Genomic DNA, 19,478 nt, shown 5'->3' with positions numbered 1-19,478 from the left:
CGTATGAACACTGCACCCAAGCGCCCCGTTACCGCCGTGATTCTCGTCGCCGCCGGTTCCGGGCAGAGGCTGGGTTACGGCATGCCGAAGGCGGCCGTGCCGCTGGGCGGTGAACCGATCCTGATGCATGCGCTTCGCGGCATCGTCGCGGCTGGCATCGCCAGCCAGGTGTGCATCGCGCTTCCGGCCGGCGACAAGGAGCTCCGCCGGCTCTGTGAGGACTTCCGCGTGGAGCTGGTGGACGGCGGGCCGCTCCTGACAATGGTCGACGGCGGTGCCTCCCGGGCGGATTCGGTGCGTTCCGCACTGGCCGCCGTGGAGGAGGGCACCGAGGCGGTTCTGGTTCATGACGCCGCCCGCGCCCTCACCCCGGAGCACGTCTTCCACCGCGTGGCCCAGGCCCTCGCCGCCGGCGCCGAAGCAGTGATTCCGGTGATTCCCGTGGTGGACACGGTCAAGACGGTCGCCGCGACCGAGGGGCAGGCCACGGATGTCGCGCCGGAACTCGTGACCGGAACCGCGCCCCGCGAGGAGCTCAGGGCAGTACAGACCCCGCAGGGCTTCCAGCTCCCCGTGCTGCGGCGGGCGCATGAGGCAGCCGAGGGCTTCGATGAGCGCCAGGCGGCCGCGGTCACCGACGACGCCATGCTGGTGGAGCTTCTCGGCGTGCCGGTGCACGCCGTCCGCGGCGCCAGCCAGTCCCTGAAAATCACCACGCCCCTTGACCTCATCATCGCTGAGGGCCTGCTCGAGGGACCCCTCGGCGCCCGCTGGGTGGAGGGCTGACACACCACATGACGGAAGGCTCGATGAACGGCACGAATCCGACCAACAACGCTTCGCGGACCCCGCTCCTGCCCCGGACAGGCATCGGCATCGATGTGCACGCCTTTGCTCCGGAGAGCGACCCGCAGCCCCTTTGGCTGGGCGGGCTTTTCTGGGAGGGGGAGCGGGGCCTCGCCGGCCATTCCGACGGCGATCCCGTCGCCCACGCAGCAGCGGACGCACTGTTCTCCGCCTGCGGCATCGGTGACCTGGGCACCCACTTCGGCATGGACCGCCCCGAATTCGCAGGTGCCTCCGGGGTTACGTTGCTGGCCGAAGCTGCCCGCATCGCGAGGGCAGCCGGCTTCGAGATCGGCAATATCGCCGTGCAGTTCGTCGGCAACCGGCCCAAGTTCGGCCCGCGCCGGGAAGAGTCCCAGCGTGTTCTCACCGAGGCCGCGGGCGCCCCCGTCAGCGTCAGCGCCACCACCAGCGACGGCCTCGGCTTCACCGGGCGCGGCGAAGGAATCTCCGCCGTGGCCACGGCCCTCGTCTACCCGGCCGGGTAGAGGCCTGCCGTCCAGTTGCCCGGCCGGCCAGCTGCCCCACATCGATGCTGCCCGTCCGGCAGCATCGCCTACGCTGGAATAAGCACCAGTACCGCAATCCCAGGAGACCCGCCGTGAAAAAGTTGCTTCCCGCCGTCGTGATCGCAGGGATGCTTCTGGCCGGCTGTGCCGGCAGCCCGCGCATGAGCGTCGAGGAAAGCTGCAAGTTCCTGCAGGGGGACACGTTCAAGCCCACGGGCAACCAGCAGCAGCAGGCCGACCAGATCGCCAAGCACTACCAGGAGGTCGCCGACAAGGTGGCCCAGGAAGTTGCGGACCCCATCCAGAAGATGGCCGACATCATGAAGCAGGTGGCAGGCACATCGCTGGGAACCAAGACCTCCGAGCAGACGGCGGAGCTTGCCAGGCAGAACAACAGGATCGGCGAGGTCTGCAAGTAAGCGGGAACATTGGCATCGGCTAATCTGGAGCGGTGACCCTGCGCTTTTACGACACTGCATCCGCCGAAGTCCGCGACTTCGTTCCCCTGGTACCGGGCAAGGTAAGCCTGTATTACTGCGGTGCCACGGTGCAGGGCATGCCGCACGTGGGGCACATCCGCTCCGCCATCGCCTTCGACCAGCTCACCCGCTGGCTGGAATACCGCGGCTTCCGCGTCACGGTGGTCAGGAACGTCACTGACATCGACGACAAGATCCTCGCCAAGTCCGAGGCCTCCTTCCACCCGGATTTCGAGCAGGAACCCGGTGCCGTGCCGGAGGAGGAATGGTGGGCGCTGGCCTACCGCTATGAGCAGGAGTTTCTCAAGGCCTACGACACCCTCGGTGTCTCCCGCCCCACCTACGAGCCGCGGGCCACGGGCCACATTCCGGAGATGCACGCGCTCATTCAGCTGCTGATTGACCGCGGCCACGCATACCCTGCCCTCGATGGCTCCGGTGACGTCTACTTCGACGTGCGCTCCTGGAATAAGTACGGTGCCCTGACGCGGCAGAAGATCGACGACATGCAGGGGGCCACGGACGTCGAACCTCAATTCAGCAACAGGAAGAAGGACCCCCGCGACTTTGCCCTGTGGAAGGGGCACAAGGAAGGCGAGCCGACGACGGCGAGCTGGGTTTCGCCGTGGGGCGCCGGCCGTCCGGGCTGGCACCTCGAATGCTCGGCGATGGTCACGAAGTACCTCGGCACCGAGTTCGACATCCACGGCGGCGGCCTGGACCTGCGCTTCCCGCACCATGAAAACGAAATGGCGCAGTCCCAGGCGGCCGGCCATGGCTTCGCCAACTTCTGGATGCACAACGGCATGGTCACCTACCAGGGCGAAAAAATGTCGAAGTCCGTCGGCAACACGGTCAGCCCGGCGGAGATGCTGGAGCTCGCGCCGCCCCGCGTGGTCCGTTACTACCTGGGCCAGGCGCAGTACCGTTCGGTGCTGGACTACCAGCCGACGTCGCTGCAGGAGGCCGCGGCCGCCGTCGAGCGCATTGACGGCTTCATTGCCCGCGCCCTCCGGGCGCTGTCTTCCGACGGTGCCCTGCTGTTTGGCAGCCACGGCACGGTACCGGACGCCTTCGCCGCGGCGATGGATGACGACCTTAACGTGCCGCAGGCCCTCGCCGTGCTGCACGACACCGTCCGCTCCGGTAACTCGGCGCTCACCGACGGCGACCTCGAGGCAACGCGGCAGGCGCTTGCAGGCGTGACCGAGATGCTGCGGGTCCTGGGCATCAGCGCTGCCGCGCAGCCGGCAGTTGACGACCAGGCCACCAGTGCTCTTGGGACGCTGATTGAGGCGCAGCTCGCCGCCCGCGCCGAAGCCCGCTCCAGGAAGGACTGGGCCGCCTCGGACGCCATCCGCGACACCCTTGCGGCGGCAGGCATCCTGGTGGAGGACAACGCCGACGGCGCCACCTGGAGCCTGCAGCGCGGCTAGCCTTCCCGGCCCCCGGCCCGCCATGCCGACGATTCAACGCCAGTCAGTAGACTGGAGTGCAGACTTACCCAATACAAACAAGGTGGAATCATGGCCAACAACGGTCGCCCGGGCGCAATCCGCAAGAACAAGAAGGGCCCCACCACCGGAACCGGTGGCCACGGCCGCAAGGCCCTCGAGGGCAAGGGGCCAACCCCCAAGGCCGAGGACCGCCCGTACCACAAGGCGTATAAGAACAAGCAGCTCGCCGAGCGTTCCGCAGCCAAGCGGTCAGGCAGCGGCACCCGCAGCGCCGGTGCCCGGTCGGGCCCGAAGGGGCGTGCCACCGAGGAAGTCGTCACCGGCCGCAACTCGGTCGTCGAGGCTCTCCGCGCCGGTATTCCGGCCAAGGCGCTGCACGTGGCCATCCGCATCGAGATGGACGACCGCGTCAAGGAATCGCTGAAGATCGCTGCCGAACGGGGCATCCCGCTGCTGGAAACCGGCAAGCCCGAGCTGGACCGGATGACCGACGACGCCGTGCACCAGGGCCTCGTGCTGCAGATCCCGCCTTACGAGTACCAGGATGCCTACGAGCTGGCCGAGGAGACAGTCACCGGCTGGAAGAAGGGCCACATCGCAAACGCGCCCCTCTTCGTTGCCCTCGACGGCATCACCGACCCCCGCAACCTCGGCGCGATCATCCGCTCGGTCTCGGCGTTCAGCGGCCACGGTGTCATCGTCCCCGAGCGCCGCTCCGTCGGTGTCACCGCCGCGGCCTGGAAGACCAGCGCCGGCGCTGCCGTCCGCGTCCCGGTGGCCCGGGCCTCCAACCTGAACAACGCCCTCAAGCAGTTCAAGGACATGGGCGTCTTCGTTTTGGGGCTCGACGGCGACGGCGACGTTTCGCTGCCGGACCTCACCCTCGCCACTGAACCGGTCTGCATCGTGGTCGGTTCCGAGGGCAAGGGCCTGAGCCGCCTCGTCCGGGAGAACTGCGACCAGATCGTTTCCATCCCGATCGACTCCGCGATGGAATCCCTGAACGCCTCCATGGCCGTCGGCATCTCCCTCTACGAAGTCTCCCGCCAGCGCGCCTCCAAGTAACCCCACGCGCCGGCGGCCGATCCCGCCGCGCCCCGCTGTCCAAAACGCTCCCTCAGCTTTCGCAGGAAAAAGCCCAACGCTCCATCAGCTTTCGCAGGAAAAAGCCCAACGCTCCATCAGCTTTCGCAGCCAAACGGCAATCGCTCCTTCACGTCGTGAGGGAGCGTTGTCGATCTAGCGGCAGGAGCTGATGGAGGGTTTGGGTTTGGGCGGCAGGATCTGATGGAGGGCTTGGGTGTGGGCGGCAGGATCTGAGGAAGGGTTCTCCCGGGTCTAGAACTCCCGGCGGTTGGCCAGGACCGGGAGCTTGGTGCGGGCTTCCTTGACCAGTGCGGGATCGAGGTCGGCGAACAGGAGGCCGGGGGCGCCGTCGAGCTCTTCGAGGACCGCGCCGAAAGGCGAGACAACCGCGCTGTGTCCGACGCCGGTGGGCGCTGCGCCGCGGGGCTCGACGCCCTGGGTGGCGGGGTCACCCTGGCCGCAGGCGAGGACATAGGTGGTGGTGTCCACCGCGCGGGCGCGGGCCAGCAACTGCCACTGGTCCACCTTGCCCGGACCGGCACCCCAGGAGGCGCAGACGATGTTCGCGACCGCTCCGCGCTCGGCGTTGGCCGTGAAGAGGGCCGGGAAGCGGATGTCGTAGCAGGTGGCCAGGCCGAAGGTGAGGCCGCCGGCGTCGAACGTCACGGGGCCGGTCCCGGCGTCCACGGTATCGGACTCCAGGAAGCCGAACGCGTCGAAGAGGTGCACCTTGTCGTAGCTGGCTTCCACGCCCGGCCCGGTCACCAGCAGCGTGTTGCGGACTTTCGTCTGTCCTTCAGGGGATGGTGAACCGGGGGTGAACATTCCGGCAACAATCACGATCCCGAGCTCGTCAGCTATCGAGCGGATACGGCTGGCCCAGGGGCCGTCTATGGGTTCGGCGATGTCCAGCAGGGAATTGCCGAACGCGCGCATCGTGGCCTCGGGGAAGACGACCATCTCAGCCCCGCCGTCCTTGGCGCGGCGCGCGTATTCCTCAACCACACTGAGGTTCCCGGCGATATCCCTTCCGGTGATGATCTGGGCCAATGCAATCTTCACGAAAACCTCCACGTCAGTGCGTCATTTAGCATTCAGCAGTGCCGTCACAGCCCTCTACGCGTAACATGCGGGACAAGATCAGCTATTTTGATGTGACGGCTAAGCTTTAATTGATGGTAATGCCCCTCTTAGACACAGCCCTGACGGTGGACGACTCCCAGGCCTTTCCCCTCGGGGTCCGCGAAGCGCGCCACGCTCCGGGGGGCAAATCCGGCAGCCGCGCAAGCGTCGCGGTCTATGCGCCCGGCATCACCACGCTCGAGGTGGCGTACCAGGCACCCGGGCAAAGCTGGCGCCTGCACGCCCTGTCCGCCCTCCCCAACGGTATCCACCACGGCGTGGCGGACGGATTTCCGGTGGGCACCCGGTACGGCTTCCGCGCGGCTCCGAAAGCCTCCCCGAAAGGCGATCAGGCCCTCCCGCTTGCGGTCCCCACGGTCGATTTTGACGCCGACGGCGGCCAGCCGCTGTTGCTCGACCCCTACGGCCGCGCCGTCGACGAACGCGACGGCTTCCTGACCAGCGTCAGGACTTCTTCCGACTTCGAGTGGGGCAGCGACCAGAAGCCGGACACCCCGTGGCGCAGCACCATCGTCTACGAGGCACATGTCCGCGGGCAGAGCATGCTGCATCCGGACATTCCGGAGGCGCTGCGCGGCACGTACGCCGGCATGGCCCATCCCGCCATGATCGAGCACCTCACGGGACTTGGCATTACCGCCCTGCAGCTGCTGCCGGTGCACTTCCACCTGGACGAGCCACACCTCCAGAACCTCGGCCTCACCAACTACTGGGGCTACAACACGGCCGCATTCTTTGCCCTGCACCCCGCGTACGCCACCAAGGCCGCCCAGGAAGCCGGGCCGCAGGCTGTCCAGGATGAGTTCAAGGACATGGTCAAGCTGCTCCATGCGGCCGGCATCGAGGTCATCCTTGATGTCGTCTACAACCACACCGCAGAAGGTGGTCCGGACGGTCCCACCCTGAGCTTCCGCGGGCTCGGCGAGCAGAAGTACTACCGCACCGACGGCCACGGCAAATACGTTGACACCACGGGCTGCGGCAATACACTCAACTTCGCCGAACCGCGCGTCATCCAAATGGTGGTGGACTCACTGAAGTACTGGGTGGACGAGTTCCACATTGATGGTTTCCGCTTTGACCTGGCCGTCACGCTCTGCCGGAACGCAGCCAACGAATTCGATCCCCACCACGACTTCCTCAAAGCTGTTGCCGGGGACCCCTCGCTCTCCAAGGTCAAGCTGTTCGCCGAACCGTGGGACATCGGATACGGCGGCTGGCAGACCGGACGCTTCCCCGTCGGCTGGGTGGACTGGAATGATCATTACCGCGACGCTGTGCGTTCCTTCTGGGTAGCCGACCGGGCCGCCCTCGACAACGGTGGCCGGGGCGGATCCGTGGCCCGGCTGGCCGATGCCCTGTCAGGTTCAGCCAGCCTGTTCGAACCGTCGGGCCGTACGCGCCTGGCCTCGCTGAACTACATCACCGCCCACGACGGCTTCACCATGACCGACCTCGTATCCTACGACCGCAAGCACAATGAGGCGAACGGTGAGCAGAACCGGGACGGGCACGGCGACAACCGCAGCTACAACCACGGTTTCGAAGGTCGCACCGAGGACGAGGACATCCTGGCCCGCCGGGCCCAAAGCAAGCGCAACCTCATGGCCACGCTCATGATTTCCCTCGGCGTCCCCATGATCACCGCGGGGGACGAGCTCGGCCGCACCCAGCAGGGCAACAACAACGCTTACTGCCAGGACAACCCGCTCACCTGGGTTGACTGGACCAGCACGCCGGAATCCCACGCCATGCTCCGCAGCACCAAGCGTGTCATCCGGCTGCGCGGGGAGTTCCTGGCCGCCCAGCCGCACGACTACCCGGTCCGCGACGCCCGCTCCTATCTGTACTGGTATGACCGGAACGGGCAGCCCATGTCCATGGACCGCTGGAACGACAACGGGAACCGGGTAGTTCAGCTGCTCCTCGGGTCTGACGACGGACCCGTGGCCGGACTCATCGTGGTCAACGGCGGCCCCGAGGACATCGAGGTCACCCTTCCACGGGTGGCCAACGACGACGGCACCGGCAAGCGGGTGTTCGACCTTCGCCTCACCACGTCCGAGCTTCACGACCGGCGCCAGGGCACCCTCGTCGCGTCCGGTGAGCCTGACGAGGTGCAGGCCTACACCATCAACATCTACCGCACATAGGCTTCGGGGAAACAGGCATGCGCAGGCGTTGGGCTCTCGGAACGCTGCTGCTGGGGCTCGCCGTCGCTGCCCTCGCAGTCTTCAACCTCTTCATCGCACCGGGCGGCGCACCCCCCGGCACGGGTGGGCAGAGCGCGGGACTGCAGGAAACCGCGACGCCGGCCCCCGCCTTTTCGACGCCGGCACCCACTTCCGCGACGTCGGCACCCGCCGCAGCACCGCCGTCGTCGTCCAAAGCCACCGGCGCACCTAACGCTGCCGGCCTCCCCGCCATCCGGGAGTCCCAGCTGCCCGCCGAAGGCCGGCGGACCCTCGCACTGATCCGGCAGGGCGGACCCTACCCGTACACGCGCGACGGCGTGACGTTCGGCAACTTCGAGCGCATCCTGCCCCGCAAGGTCAGCGGGTATTACAAGGAGTACACGGTTCCCACGCCCGGCGAATCGGACCGGGGAGCCCGCAGGATCGTGGCGGGACAGGCCGGCGACAAGTACTACACGGCAGACCACTACGAAACGTTCAAGTTCATAGCAGAAGGCAAATAGCACCATGAAGATCTACTCCGGCGACACCTGGACCCTCGAGGAACTGAAGGACCAGGTGGCGGACGCCGGCCGCCGCAGCCTGCTGGTTCCGGCTGCCGATTCGAAGAAATCCGTGCTTGCCGCCTTCGGCGAGGCCCTGGACTTTCCGGAACACTTCGGCGTGAACCTGGATGCGCTCAACGACTCACTCCACGACTTCGCTGACGCCATTTCCGACGACGGCGCGGAGCCACTGACGGTGATCTGGCAGGTGCCGCCGGCCTTCCGCAGCGACCGCTCCTTCGGCGTCATCTGCGAGATCCTCCAGGACGCCGAGAGCTACGCCGGCAAGGACCTGGCGGTCATAGCTGTGCTGCTGTAGCCCGCGGCGCAACTGCGCCGCGGGCTACATCAGGAGCGTCTAGGCGTTGACGATCAGGCCCAGCTCGGCCTTGGACGCGAGGGCGTCGTGCTTGGGCAGCACCCGAACGGTGTAGCCGAAGGAACCGGAGCGGTCGATCACGATGGACCCGGCGAAGAGGTAGCGGCCGTTGCCGAGTTCCTCCTTGGCTTCCAGTTCCACCAGCGTCACGTTGGCCAGTTCGTCGTTGTCGGCTGCCTGCCCGTATGCGACCTCGACGGCGACGTCCTGCGGCGAGAGGTTGTGCAGCCCGACGTAGGCGTTGACCTGGAGGGTGTCGCCGATCTGCGGGTCCTCCGAGACGCCCAGCGAGTCCACGTGCTCCACGTGCAGCTGGGGCCAGGCCGCGCGGACCTTGGCGATCCATGCTGCCAGCGCCTTGGACTGGGCGTAGGAACCCGCCACCGCCTCGCGGCCCGAAACCGCCGCCGGCCGGTACAGGACGTTGACGTAGTCCTGCAGCATCCGTTCCGCCGAGACGGCCGGGCCAAGGTGGGCCAGCGTGTGCTTGATCATGGAGACCCAGTGCGTGGGAATCTTCTCGTGGCTGGACTCCGACGGCCCGGCGGCGCCGGCCGCCTCGGAGACGGTGCTGCCGTAGAACCGCGGCGCCACCTGCGTCTCGAGCAGCTCGTACAGCGCCGCCGCCTCGATGTCGTCCCGCTCGTCGGCGGACGCGCCGTTGTTGGCCGTGGGGATCGCCCAGCCGTTCTCGCCGTCGTACATCTCATCCCACCAGCCGTCCAGGACGGACAGGTTCAGGGAACCGTTGATCGCGGCCTTCATGCCGGAGGTGCCGCAGGCTTCGAGCGGCCGCAGCGGGTTGTTCAGCCAGACGTCGCAGCCGGGGAACAGCGTGCGGGCCATGGCGATGTCGTAGTTCGGCAGGAAGACGATGCGGTGCCGGACCGCGGGATCGTCGGTGAAGCGGACCAGGTCCTGGATCATCTTCTTGCCGGCATCGTCCGCCGGGTGGGACTTGCCGGCGATGACCAGCTGGATGGGGTGTTCCTTGTGCAGCAGCAGGGCCTTCAGCCGCTCCGGGTCCCGCAGCATGAGGGTCAGCCGCTTGTAGGTGGGCACGCGGCGGGCGAACCCGATGGTCAGGACGTCCGGGTCCAGCACGGAATCGGTCCAGGCCAGCTCCGCATCGGCTGCGCCGCGCTTCTTCCACGCGGCCCGCAGCCGGCGCCGCACGTCCTCCACGAGGGAAACGCGCATCTCCCGCCGCAGCGCCCAGACCTCGGCATCGGACACGTTGTACGCCAGGTCCCAGCGGCCCGTCAGCTCGGTGTCGGGGCCGAACCGCTCCCGGGCGAGTTTCGAGATGCGCGGATCCACCCACGTGGGCACATGCACGCCGTTGGTGACGGAGGTGATCGGCACCTCCGAGTGGTCGAATCCCGGCCACAGTGCGGAGAACATGCCACGCGAGACTTCGCCGTGGAGCTTGGCCACGCCGTTGGCCCGCTGCGCGAGGCGCAGGCCCATCACGGCCATGTTGAAGACAAAGGGGTTGCCCTCGTGGAAGTTTTCGCGGCCCAGGTCGAGGATGCGTGAGGTGGGGACGTCCGGGGCCAGGCCGGCCTCGAAGAAGTGCTGGATCTGCGCGGCCTCGAAGCGGTCGATGCCGGCCGGAACCGGCGTGTGTGTCGTGAACACGGTGGACGAGCGTCCGGCGGCGAGGGCCTCGTCAAAGGTGAGCGCCTGCTCGCCTGACATCAGTTCCTGGATCCGTTCGATGCCCAGGAACCCGGCGTGGCCCTCGTTCGTGTGGAACACCTCCGGCGCGGGCGTGCCGGTGAGCTTCTGGTAGGCGCGCAGAGCCTTGACCCCGCCCATGCCGAGCAGCAGCTCCTGCTGCAGGCGGTGGTCGCCGCCGCCGCCGTACAGGCGGTCGGTGATGCTGCGGGCGGCGTCGTCGTTTCCGGGGACGTTGGAATCCAGCAGCAGCAGGGGGACGCGTCCGACGTCGGCACGCCAGATATGTGCGGCAAGGTGCCGTCCGTTGGGCAGCGGCAGGGAAATTTCCAGCGGCTTGCCGTTGCCGTCCGCGGCCGGTTCCCGCAGCAGCGTCAGGGGCAGGCCGTCGGGATCGATGACGGGGTAGGTCTCCTGCTGCCAGGCGTCACGGGAGAGCGACTGCTTGAAGTAGCCGGCCTGGTAGAGCAGCCCGACGCCGATCAGCGGCACGCCAAGGTCTGAGGCGGCCTTCAGGTGGTCGCCGGCGAGGATGCCGAGGCCGCCCGAATACTGCGGCAGCACTTCGGTGATGCCGAATTCGGGGGAGAAGTAGGCAATGGAGGCGGGGGCGTCGCTGCCCAGCCCCTGGTACCAGCGGGGTTCCGTCAGGTACCGGTCCAGGTCCGCGGCTGCCGCCTGGACCCTGGCCACCACGTCCTTGTCCGTCGCGAGCCGGTGCATCTCTTCGCGGCCCACCAGGCCAAGGAAGCTGACGGGGTCGTTGCCGCACTGGGCCCAGACCCGCGGGTTTAGGCTTTCGAAGAGTTCCCGGGTGGGCCGGTGCCAGGACCAGCGGAGGTTGGTTGCCAACCTTGCCAGCGGCCGGATCGGCTCGGGAAGTACGGTACGGACAGTAAATCTGCGGATTGCCTTCACCTGCGCCACACTAATGGACAAGGTGAACGGCAGGAACTGCATTCGATTACTTTCCGGTAAATGACGAATCGCCTCAATAATTAAGTTCGCAGGCTTAGCAATCCGCCCCATTTCTCGCTAACGTCGAGCTTGTGACGACAAACACGCGAACCAGTGCCCCAGCAAAGCAAACGCCGAAAGTTTCGATCACGGAAGGCCTCCGGTTTGGCCGCTTCCCCATCACGGACGTTCAGCCTGTTGTCGAAGGGGGGAAGTTCCCGGCCAAGGCGCTGCCTGGTGAAGGGATCGTGGTCAGCGCCAGGTCCTTCCGCGAGGGCCACGACCAGTTGGGCGTCAGCGCGGTCCTCCTGGATCCGAAGGGCAATGAACGCCAGCGGGTCCGGCTGCAGCCCCCGGCCGGTGACCGCGGGAAGGGCACCGACCTTTGGGAAGGCCTGATCACCCCGGATTCCACCGGAAAGTGGTCATTCGTCATCGAGGCGTGGCACGACCGCTACGGCACGTGGCACCACAACGCCGAGGTCAAGGTGGACGCGGGCATCGACGTCGAACTGATGCTGGCGGAAGGGGCCGCACTGCTGTCGGAGGCAGCCGAGGAGCCGGCCCGGAACGACTCTGACCGCCAGACGCTGCGCTCGGCGGCCACCGTCCTGTCCGACACCTCTCTGTCGCCCGAAGACCGCCTGGCCGCCGGCTTCAGCCGCGACGTCGCCGCCGTCGTTGACCGCGAGCCGATCCGCGAGCTCGTCACCGTCTCCGAACAGTTCCCCCTGCTGGTTGAGCGGGACCGCGCCGGCCGCGGATCCTGGTACGAATTCTTCCCGCGCTCCGAGGGCGCGGTGCGCAACCACGACACGGGCGAGTGGACGTCCGGCAACTTCCGGACCGCCGCCCAGCGGCTGGACGCCGTCGCCGGCATGGGCTTTGACGTCATCTACATGCCGCCGATCCACCCGATTGGCGTGCAGCACCGCAAAGGCCCCAACAACACCCTGATTGCCGGACCGAACGATCCGGGTTCGCCGTGGGCCATCGGCGCCAAGGAAGGCGGGCACGACGCCATCCACCCGGACCTCGGAACCTTTGAGGACTTCGACGCCTTCGTGGCGCGGGCCAATGAGCTCAACCTCGAGGTGGCGCTCGACCTGGCACTCCAGGCGGCACCGGACCACCCCTGGGTCACCGAGCACCCCGAGTGGTTCACCACGCGCGTGGACGGCAGCATCGCGTACGCCGAAAACCCGCCGAAGAAGTATCAGGACATCTACCCGCTCAACTTCGACAACGACCCCGAGGGCCTGTCCAAGGAAATCCTGCGGATCGTCCAGCTGTGGGTCAGCCACGGTGTGAAGATCTTCCGGGTGGACAACCCGCACACCAAGCCGGTGTGGTTCTGGGAGTGGCTCATCGCCAAGGTGAACAAGAAGGACCCCGACGTCGTCTTCCTGGCCGAAGCGTTCACCCGCCCCGCCATGATGCACGCCCTGGGCAGGGCCGGCTTCCAGCAGTCCTACACCTACTTCACGTGGCGCAACACCAAGAAGGAGCTGGAGGAGTACTTCCACCACGTCAGCCACGAGTCGGCTGCCTTTTTCCGGCCCAACTTCTTCGTCAACACTCCGGACATCCTCACCGAGTACCTGCAGTACGGCGGTCCGGCGGCGTTCAAGATCCGGGCTGCCCTCGCGTCAACCGCGAGCCCGCTGTGGGGCGTGTACGCCGGCTACGAGCTGTACGAGCACGTGGCCCGGCCCGGTGCCGAGGAGTACATCGACAACGAGAAGTTCGAGTACAAGGCCCGTGACTGGGACGCGGCGAACGCCTCCGGCCGGACGCTGGCGCCGTACCTGACCAAGCTCAACGAAATCCGCAGGGCCCACCCGGCGCTGGGGGACCTGCAGAACCTCACCCTGCACCAGTGCACGGACGACGCCACGGTGGTCTACTCCAAGCACAAGACCCTCCCGGACGGCACCAGGGACACCATCATCGTGGTGGTCAACGTGGACCCGCACAGCGCACGGGAAGGCATGGTGTCGCTGGACCTGGCTGCGCTGGGGCTTGACCCGAGCGAGCTCACCCCGAACGGCGGCTTCTGGGTGGACGACCTGATCACCGGCCAGTCGTGGGAATGGGGGGAGTACAACTACGTGAGGCTGGATGCGCATGTTGAACCTGCACACATCCTGAGCATCCGGAGGTAGCCGCCAGTGAGCTTCAGTCCGCAGAGCCCCACCCAGCACTTCACACCCAAGAGCACGTTCGAGCTCAATGCACCCGGTTTGCAGCATGACCCGCTGTGGTACCGGAAAGCGGTGTTTTACGAAGTGCTGGTCCGGGGCTTTGCGGACGCCAACGGCGACGGCTCGGGCGACTTCCACGGGCTGATCGAGAAGCTCGACTACCTGCAGTGGCTGGGCGTGGACTGCCTGTGGCTCCCGCCGTTCTTCCAGTCCCCCCTCCGGGACGGCGGCTATGACATCTCGGACTACAACTCCGTGCTGGACGAGTTCGGCACCATCAGCGACTTCAAGCGACTGGTGGCCGAGGCCCACGCGCGGGGCGTCCGGGTCATCATCGACCTTCCGCTGAACCACACCTCGGACCAGCACCCCTGGTTCCAGGAGTCCAGGAAGGATCCCGAGGGCCCGTTCGGCGACTTCTACGTCTGGAGCGACACGGACGAGAAATACCAGGATGCGCGCATCATCTTCGTGGACACGGAGGAATCCAACTGGACCTTCGACCCCATCCGGCGGCAGTTTTTCTGGCACCGGTTCTTCAGCCACCAGCCCGACCTGAACTTCGAAAACCCGAAGGTCATCGACGCCGTGTTCGACGTCGTGCGGTTCTGGCTGGACCAGGGGATCGACGGGTTCCGGGCGGACGCCATCCCGTACCTGTACGAGGAGGAGGGGACCAACTGCGAAAACCTCCCGGCAACGCACGAGTTCCTGCGCAGGCTGCGGAAGATGGTGGACGAAAGCTACCCCGGCCGGGTGATCATCGCCGAGGCCAACCAGCCGCCCAACGAGGTGGTGGAGTACTTCGGCACCGAGGAGGAACCGGAATGCCACATGGCGTTCCACTTTCCGATCATGCCGCGGCTCTACTATGCGCTGCGGGACCAGAAGGCCGCCCCCATCATCGAGACGATGCACGACACCCCGGACATTCCTGAGGGTGCCCAGTGGGGGACGTTCCTGCGCAACCACGATGAGCTGACGCTGGAAATGGTCACCGCCGATGAGCGTGCCGCCATGCTCGGCTGGTACGCCCCGGACCCGCGCATGCGGGCCAACATCGGCATCCGGCGCAGGCTGGCGCCGCTGCTGGACAACTCCAGGGCGGAAATCGAGCTCATCAACGCCCTGCTGCTGTCCCTGCCGGGCAGCCCCTTCCTGTATTACGGGGACGAAATCGGGATGGGCGACAACATCTGGCTCGAGGACCGCGACGCCGTCCGCACCCCGATGCAGTGGAACCCCGACCGCAACGCCGGGTTCTCCAACGCCGATCCCGGCAAGCTGTACCTCCCGGTGATCCAATCGCTGGTCTACAACTACGCCATGGCCAATGTCGAGGCCGAGGCCGCCCACTCCGGGTCGCTGCTGCGCTGGACCCGGCAGATCCTCAGCGTGCGGAAGAACCATCCGGCGTTCGGGCTCGGGGCGTTCAAGCACGTGGAGGCGGACCACGAGGTGGTGCTGGCCTACCTGCGCGAACTTCCGGAGGGCAACGCTGCCGGCGAACCGGCTGAAACCATCCTCTGCGTCTTCAATCTTTCGCAGCACCCGGTGTCCTCCACCCTGAGGCTTCCGGACTTTTCCGGACGGGGCCTGCGGGATGTCTTCGGGGGACAGCCGTTCCCCGGCATCGGCGACGACGGACACCTGACACTGACGCTGGGCAGCCACGACTTCTTCTGGCTGCGCCTGAGGTCCATGGCCTCCAACCCAGCTTCACCCTTTACGCAAGCGATGCCGATACTGTCGATTGAGGGATGAGATGACCCAAACCATGCTGACACCCACACTCGAACAACTGCTCCGCGACTGGCTCCCCGCCCAGAGATGGTTTCCGGTGAAGTCCCCGGACTTCACCCTGGCGCCGGTGGGCGGCCTGTTGCTGGAGGACGCCACCGGCAAGGCCGGCCTGGAGGTGTTCCTCGCCTCCATCGTCTCCACAACAGCCGACGGCGTTTCCCGCACCGATGTTGTGCAGATCCCGCTCAGCTACCGCAGCCAGCCGCTGCCCGGTGCTGAACGGGCACTGATCGGTGAAAGTGACGACGCGGAGCAGGGGCACCGCTGGGTTTACGACGCCGTCCACGACCCCGCGTTCATCGGCGCGTGGCTGGACCTGATCCGGTCACAAAAAACCGCCGGCACCGTCACCGGTCACCTCTCCGGAGCCGGCCAGCCGCTGCCGCGGGCCACCGGAACTGTCCGTGTCCTGTCCGGCGAACAGTCCAACACTTCAGTGATAGTGGACGACGGCGACTCCGCGGCCATTGTGAAGTTCTTCCGTGTGCTTTCGGCCGGTAAAAACCCCGAAGTGGAAGTCGGGGCCGCCCTGTCCGCGGCGCGAACCCCGGAGGTCCCGGCCACGCTGGGCTGGGTTACGGGCGAGTGGTACCCGCAGAGCCAGCTTCCCCAGGAAGGGGCCGCGGGCGGCGGCCCAGCCCAGGGCGAACTGGCGGTGGCCCACGAATTCCTGGCCGGGGGCCGGGACGCGTGGCGGCTCGCGGTCGACGCGGCGGCCGGGGGAGTGGACTTCACCGCCGAGGCGCATGCCCTCGGCCATGCCACGGCAACTGTCCACCGCAGGCTCGCCGAAACGCTGGGTGTCTCGGCCGAAGCGGTTCCTGGTGGGGATATTGCCCCCGGAGTAGCCCAGCGCATGCGTCAGATGTGGATGGAGGCCGGGCCCGCCGTCGGACCTTACCAGGAAGGGCTGGAACGCCTGCTCAGCGAGCTGGAAGGCACTCCCGCCGGTGCGCTGCAGCGCATCCACGGTGACCTTCACCTCGGCCAGATCCTCCAGGTGCCCGGCGCCGAAGGCGGCCGTGACCGCTGGGCCATCCTTGACTTCGAGGGGGAGCCGCTCCGGCCCATCTCCGAGCGCAATTTCCCCGACGCCCCGCTGAGGGACGTGACCGGCATGCTGCGCTCCTTCGACTATGCCGCGGGCGCTGCCGAGCGGGAACAGCCGGGTGTCCGCGTCCCCGGGTCCTGGGTGGACGACTGCACGGAGGCGTTCCTGGCAGGCTACGCTGAGGTCGCTCCCGGAACGGTGGACCGAAATTCGCCGCTGTTTGTGGCATTGTGGCTGGACAAGGCGCTCTACGAAGTCGTGTACGAGTTGCGCAACCGACCGGGCTGGCTGGCCATTCCGGTGAATGCGGCCAGGCGGCTCCTCAGCACTAAAGGCTCCGGCGAACCGGCCGGAGCAGCAGCGGAAGGTAAGAAGATGACAGGCTCTGCACATACCGACAGTCCCCACGCACCGTTGCACGTGGACGCGCACACGCTCTCACGCGTCGCGGCCGGTGAACACCATGCCCCGCACTCGGTGCTTGGTGCGCATTTGGACAACTACGGTCACGTGACCATCCGCACCGTCAAGCACCTCGCGGAAGCGGTCAACGTGGTGACGCAGGCCGGAACCGTGCCCATGACCCACGAGTCCGAAGGCGTCTGGGTGGCGGTCCTGGAACCGCTGCAGCACGGCCACGTGCCGGACTACCGCCTCGAGGTCACCTACGAAGGTGCCGAACCCATAACCGTGGATGATCCGTACCGTTACCTGCCTACCGTGGGCGAAGTGGACCTGCACCTGATCGGCGAGGGACGCCACGAGAAGCTGTGGACTGTGCTGGGCGCGCACGTGCAGCACTACAAGTCCTCGCTGGGCGACATCGACGGCGTGTCCTTTGCCGTGTGGGCGCCGAACGCGGAAGCGGTCCGGGTCAAGGGCGACTTCAACGCCTGGGACGGGCGGGAAAACTCGCTGCGCTCCCTCGGTTCCTCGGGCGTCTGGGAACTGTTCATCCCCGGGGTGCAGGCCGGCGCCTGCTACAAGTTCGAAATCAAGACCAAGGGCGGCTGGTGGGTGGAAAAGGCCGACCCCCTGGCCTTCGGCACCGAGGTGCCCCCGCTCACCGCCTCGAGGGTTGTCGAATCCCACTACCAGTTCCAGGACGCGGACTGGATGAAGGAACGCGCCGCACGGGACCCGCACAACTCGCCGATGAGCGTCTACGAGGTGCACCTCGGATCCTGGCGCCTTGGCCTCGGCTACCGCGAACTGGCCAAGGAACTCGTGGAATACGTGAAGTGGCTCGGCTTCAGCCACGTCGAGTTCATGCCCGTGGCCGAGCACCCCTTCGGCGGCTCCTGGGGCTACCAGGTCACCTCCTACTACGCGCCCACCTCGCGCTTCGGGCACCCCGATGAGTTCCGTTACCTCGTGGATTCCCTCCACCAGGCAGGCATCGGAGTCATCCTGGACTGGGTGCCTGCACACTTCCCGAAGGACAACTGGGCCCTGGCGCAGTTTGACGGACAGCCGCTGTACGAACACGCCGACCCGAACCTGGGCGAGCACCCGGACTGGGGCACCCTGATCTTCGACTTCGGGCGCACCGAAGTCCGGAACTTCCTGGTGGCCAACGCGCTCTACTGGCTCGACGAGTTCCACATCGACGGCCTGCGCGTGGACGCCGTCGCCTCCATGCTGTACCTGGACTACTCCCGGGAACACGGGCAGTGGCAACCCAACCGCTTTGGCGGCCGCGAGAACCTGGAGGCCATCTCGTTCCTCCAGGAGGCCAACGCCACGGTGTACAAAACCCACCCCGGCGCCGTGATGATCGCCGAGGAATCCACCGCTTTCCCCGGCGTCACGGCGCCGACAAGCCAGGGAGGCCTCGGCTTCGGGCTCAAGTGGAACATGGGCTGGATGCACGACTCCCTCAAGTACGCCTCCGAAGACCCGGTCAACCGCAAGTGGCACCACGGCACGGTGACGTTCTCCATGGTCTACGCCTTCACTGAGAACTTCCTGCTGCCGATCAGCCACGATGAGGTTGTCCACGGCAAGGGTTCCATGCTCCGCAAGATGCCGGGTGACCGCTGGCAGCAGCTGGCCAACCTCCGTGCCTTCCTCGGCTACCAGTGGGCGCACCCGGGCAAGCAGCTGATCTTCATGGGCACCGAATTCGGCCAGGAAGCCGAGTGGTCCGAACAGCATGGACTCGACTGGTGGCTCGCCGAGATTCCGGCACACCGCGGCGTTCAGCTGCTGCTGAAGGACCTGAACGAGCTCTACAGGTCGACGCCGGCGCTGTACTCCCGGGACAACGAGCCGGGCGGGTTCCAGTGGATCAACGGGGCAGACGCCGACCGCAACGTCCTGACCTTTGTCCGGTGGGACACCGAGGGCAACCCGCTGGTCTTCGCCGTGAACTTCTCCGGCGGCCCGCACAAGGAATACGCCCTTGGCGTGCCGTCCGCCGGAGCGTGGACCGAGGTCCTCAACACCGACTCGGAGGAGTACGGCGGATCGGGCGTCCTCAACGGCGGCACCCTGGTTGCAGAGGACGAGGGGATTGACGGCCAGCCTGCCACTCTGACGGTGACGCTGCCGCCCTTGGGTGCTGCGTACTTCCGGCCGGCTGACTCCGGTGTGATCACCACGTCGGCCGCGGCCCGGGCGAAAGCCAGTGAGGTTGGATCCGGTGTTGCCGCTTCCCCGACTGCCGGTCCGGGCGGTGCTGTGACCCGGGCTGCTGAGCCTAAGGGTGCTGAGGCTCCGGCTGTTGAACCGGACGGTGGTAAGCCGAAGGGTGACACCGGGAAGTCGGCTTTGCCGGGCGGTCCGCTCGTCTGATTCACTCTGGTTCCTCGGTCCACGACCAGGAGGAGGCCCCGGAATCCCTTGAGATTCCGGGGCCTCCCCGGCGTTGCTTCGGCCCACTTGGCATTCCGGGGAGGTAGTGGTAGAGTTTATTTCCGCGCCGCTCCATGGAGCGAATCGGCAGGGAGATCCGGAAGCCACAGGCTGGGCCGGACGGAAACCGCCGATTTGACTCGGACGAAGCGAGCGGGTAGGTTTGAAAAGTTGCTCCGGAGCGATCCTGAACGTTGGTTTGGGTGGTGCCGGGTGTGTCTGTTGTTTGAGAACTCAATAGTGTGCCAAGTTTATTGATACCGATTTTTTATTGATTGGTTGAATTGC

13 protein-coding genes are annotated in these 19,478 nt (G+C 66.6%); 11 read left to right on the top strand and 2 right to left on the bottom strand.

Annotation, left to right across the window (positions count from 1 at the left end; genetic code table 11):
- The first annotated feature begins 3 nt into the window (after nt 1-3).
- The 5 genes from ispD (at nt 4) to rlmB (ending at nt 4,356) form a co-directional block, all read left to right on the top strand.
- Nucleotides 4-786: a 2-C-methyl-D-erythritol 4-phosphate cytidylyltransferase gene (gene ispD, locus ACFTR6_RS13650; protein WP_377958306.1), complete on the top strand. Its 783-nt coding sequence runs from the start codon at nt 4-6 to the stop codon at nt 784-786.
- A gap of 23 nt (nt 787-809) precedes the next feature.
- A complete protein-coding gene (gene ispF / locus ACFTR6_RS13645; RefSeq protein WP_377958305.1) occupies nt 810-1,334 on the top strand; it encodes a 2-C-methyl-D-erythritol 2,4-cyclodiphosphate synthase in 525 nt (174 codons plus the stop codon).
- A gap of 113 nt (nt 1,335-1,447) precedes the next feature.
- Entirely contained in the window at nt 1,448-1,774 is a 327-nt protein-coding gene (locus ACFTR6_RS13640) for a hypothetical protein (protein ID WP_076798843.1), read from the top strand.
- A 32-nt stretch (nt 1,775-1,806) separates the two neighbouring features.
- Entirely contained in the window at nt 1,807-3,270 is a 1,464-nt protein-coding gene (gene cysS / locus ACFTR6_RS13635) for a cysteine--tRNA ligase (protein ID WP_377958304.1), read from the top strand.
- Between the two features lie 90 nt (nt 3,271-3,360).
- Nucleotides 3,361-4,356, top strand: a complete 996-nt coding sequence (gene rlmB, locus ACFTR6_RS13630) for a 23S rRNA (guanosine(2251)-2'-O)-methyltransferase RlmB (protein WP_076798841.1) — start codon at nt 3,361-3,363, stop codon at nt 4,354-4,356.
- 273 nt (nt 4,357-4,629) lie between these two features.
- On the opposite strand, the gene ACFTR6_RS13625 is transcribed toward rlmB, so the two are convergent.
- Nucleotides 4,630-5,439, bottom strand: coding sequence for a carbon-nitrogen hydrolase family protein (locus tag ACFTR6_RS13625; RefSeq protein ID WP_087871716.1), 810 nt, complete (start codon nt 5,437-5,439; stop codon nt 4,630-4,632).
- A 113-nt stretch (nt 5,440-5,552) separates the two neighbouring features.
- Between ACFTR6_RS13625 and glgX the strand changes: the two genes are divergently transcribed.
- From glgX to ACFTR6_RS13610, 3 genes are read left to right on the top strand one after another with little or no spacing between them, the layout of a single operon-like run.
- Nucleotides 5,553-7,673, top strand: a complete 2,121-nt coding sequence (glgX, locus tag ACFTR6_RS13620) for a glycogen debranching protein GlgX (RefSeq protein WP_377958303.1) — start codon at nt 5,553-5,555, stop codon at nt 7,671-7,673.
- 17 nt (nt 7,674-7,690) lie between these two features.
- Complete coding sequence (locus ACFTR6_RS13615; protein WP_377958302.1) at nt 7,691-8,218, top strand: ribonuclease domain-containing protein; 528 nt, start codon at nt 7,691-7,693, stop codon at nt 8,216-8,218.
- 4 nt (nt 8,219-8,222) lie between these two features.
- Nucleotides 8,223-8,579, top strand: coding sequence for a barstar family protein (locus tag ACFTR6_RS13610; protein WP_377958301.1), 357 nt, complete (start codon nt 8,223-8,225; stop codon nt 8,577-8,579).
- 39 nt (nt 8,580-8,618) lie between these two features.
- Here the strand turns inward: ACFTR6_RS13610 and glgP are convergent, their stop codons facing one another.
- Nucleotides 8,619-11,237: an alpha-glucan family phosphorylase gene (gene glgP, locus ACFTR6_RS13605; RefSeq protein ID WP_377958376.1), complete on the bottom strand. Its 2,619-nt coding sequence runs from the start codon at nt 11,235-11,237 to the stop codon at nt 8,619-8,621.
- 131 nt (nt 11,238-11,368) lie between these two features.
- Between glgP and ACFTR6_RS13600 the strand changes: the two genes are divergently transcribed.
- Genes ACFTR6_RS13600 through ACFTR6_RS13590 form a run of 3 tightly spaced genes read left to right on the top strand, consistent with a single transcriptional unit; the run spans nt 11,369 to nt 19,130 of the window.
- On the top strand, nt 11,369-13,441 hold the full coding sequence (locus ACFTR6_RS13600) for an alpha-1,4-glucan--maltose-1-phosphate maltosyltransferase (protein ID WP_377958300.1): 2,073 nt from the start codon (nt 11,369-11,371) through the stop codon (nt 13,439-13,441).
- Nucleotides 13,442-13,447: 6 nt separating this feature from the next.
- Nucleotides 13,448-15,244: a maltose alpha-D-glucosyltransferase gene (gene treS, locus ACFTR6_RS13595; protein WP_076798836.1), complete on the top strand. Its 1,797-nt coding sequence runs from the start codon at nt 13,448-13,450 to the stop codon at nt 15,242-15,244.
- Between the two features lies 1 nt (nt 15,245).
- Nucleotides 15,246-19,130: a 1,4-alpha-glucan branching enzyme gene (locus tag ACFTR6_RS13590; protein ID WP_377958299.1), complete on the top strand. Its 3,885-nt coding sequence runs from the start codon at nt 15,246-15,248 to the stop codon at nt 19,128-19,130.
- Nucleotides 19,131-19,478: the final 348 nt, after the last annotated feature.

Source organism: Arthrobacter sp. NPDC057009, assembly GCF_042673905.1.
Taxonomy (GTDB): domain Bacteria; phylum Actinomycetota; class Actinomycetes; order Actinomycetales; family Micrococcaceae; genus Arthrobacter.
This window is presented reverse-complemented; position numbering and strand designations above follow the sequence as displayed.

Coding starts and splice junctions, on each gene's coding strand:
- glgX (WP_377958303.1), top strand. CDS start 5,553: ATGGTAATGCCCCTCTTAGACACAGCCCTGACGGTGGACGACTCCCAG.
- rlmB (WP_076798841.1), top strand. CDS start 3,361: ATGGCCAACAACGGTCGCCCGGGCGCAATCCGCAAGAACAAGAAGGGC.
- ACFTR6_RS13610 (WP_377958301.1), top strand. CDS start 8,223: ATGAAGATCTACTCCGGCGACACCTGGACCCTCGAGGAACTGAAGGAC.
- ispD (WP_377958306.1), top strand. CDS start 4: ATGAACACTGCACCCAAGCGCCCCGTTACCGCCGTGATTCTCGTCGCC.
- ispF (WP_377958305.1), top strand. CDS start 810: ATGAACGGCACGAATCCGACCAACAACGCTTCGCGGACCCCGCTCCTG.
- ACFTR6_RS13615 (WP_377958302.1), top strand. CDS start 7,691: ATGCGCAGGCGTTGGGCTCTCGGAACGCTGCTGCTGGGGCTCGCCGTC.
- ACFTR6_RS13590 (WP_377958299.1), top strand. CDS start 15,246: ATGACCCAAACCATGCTGACACCCACACTCGAACAACTGCTCCGCGAC.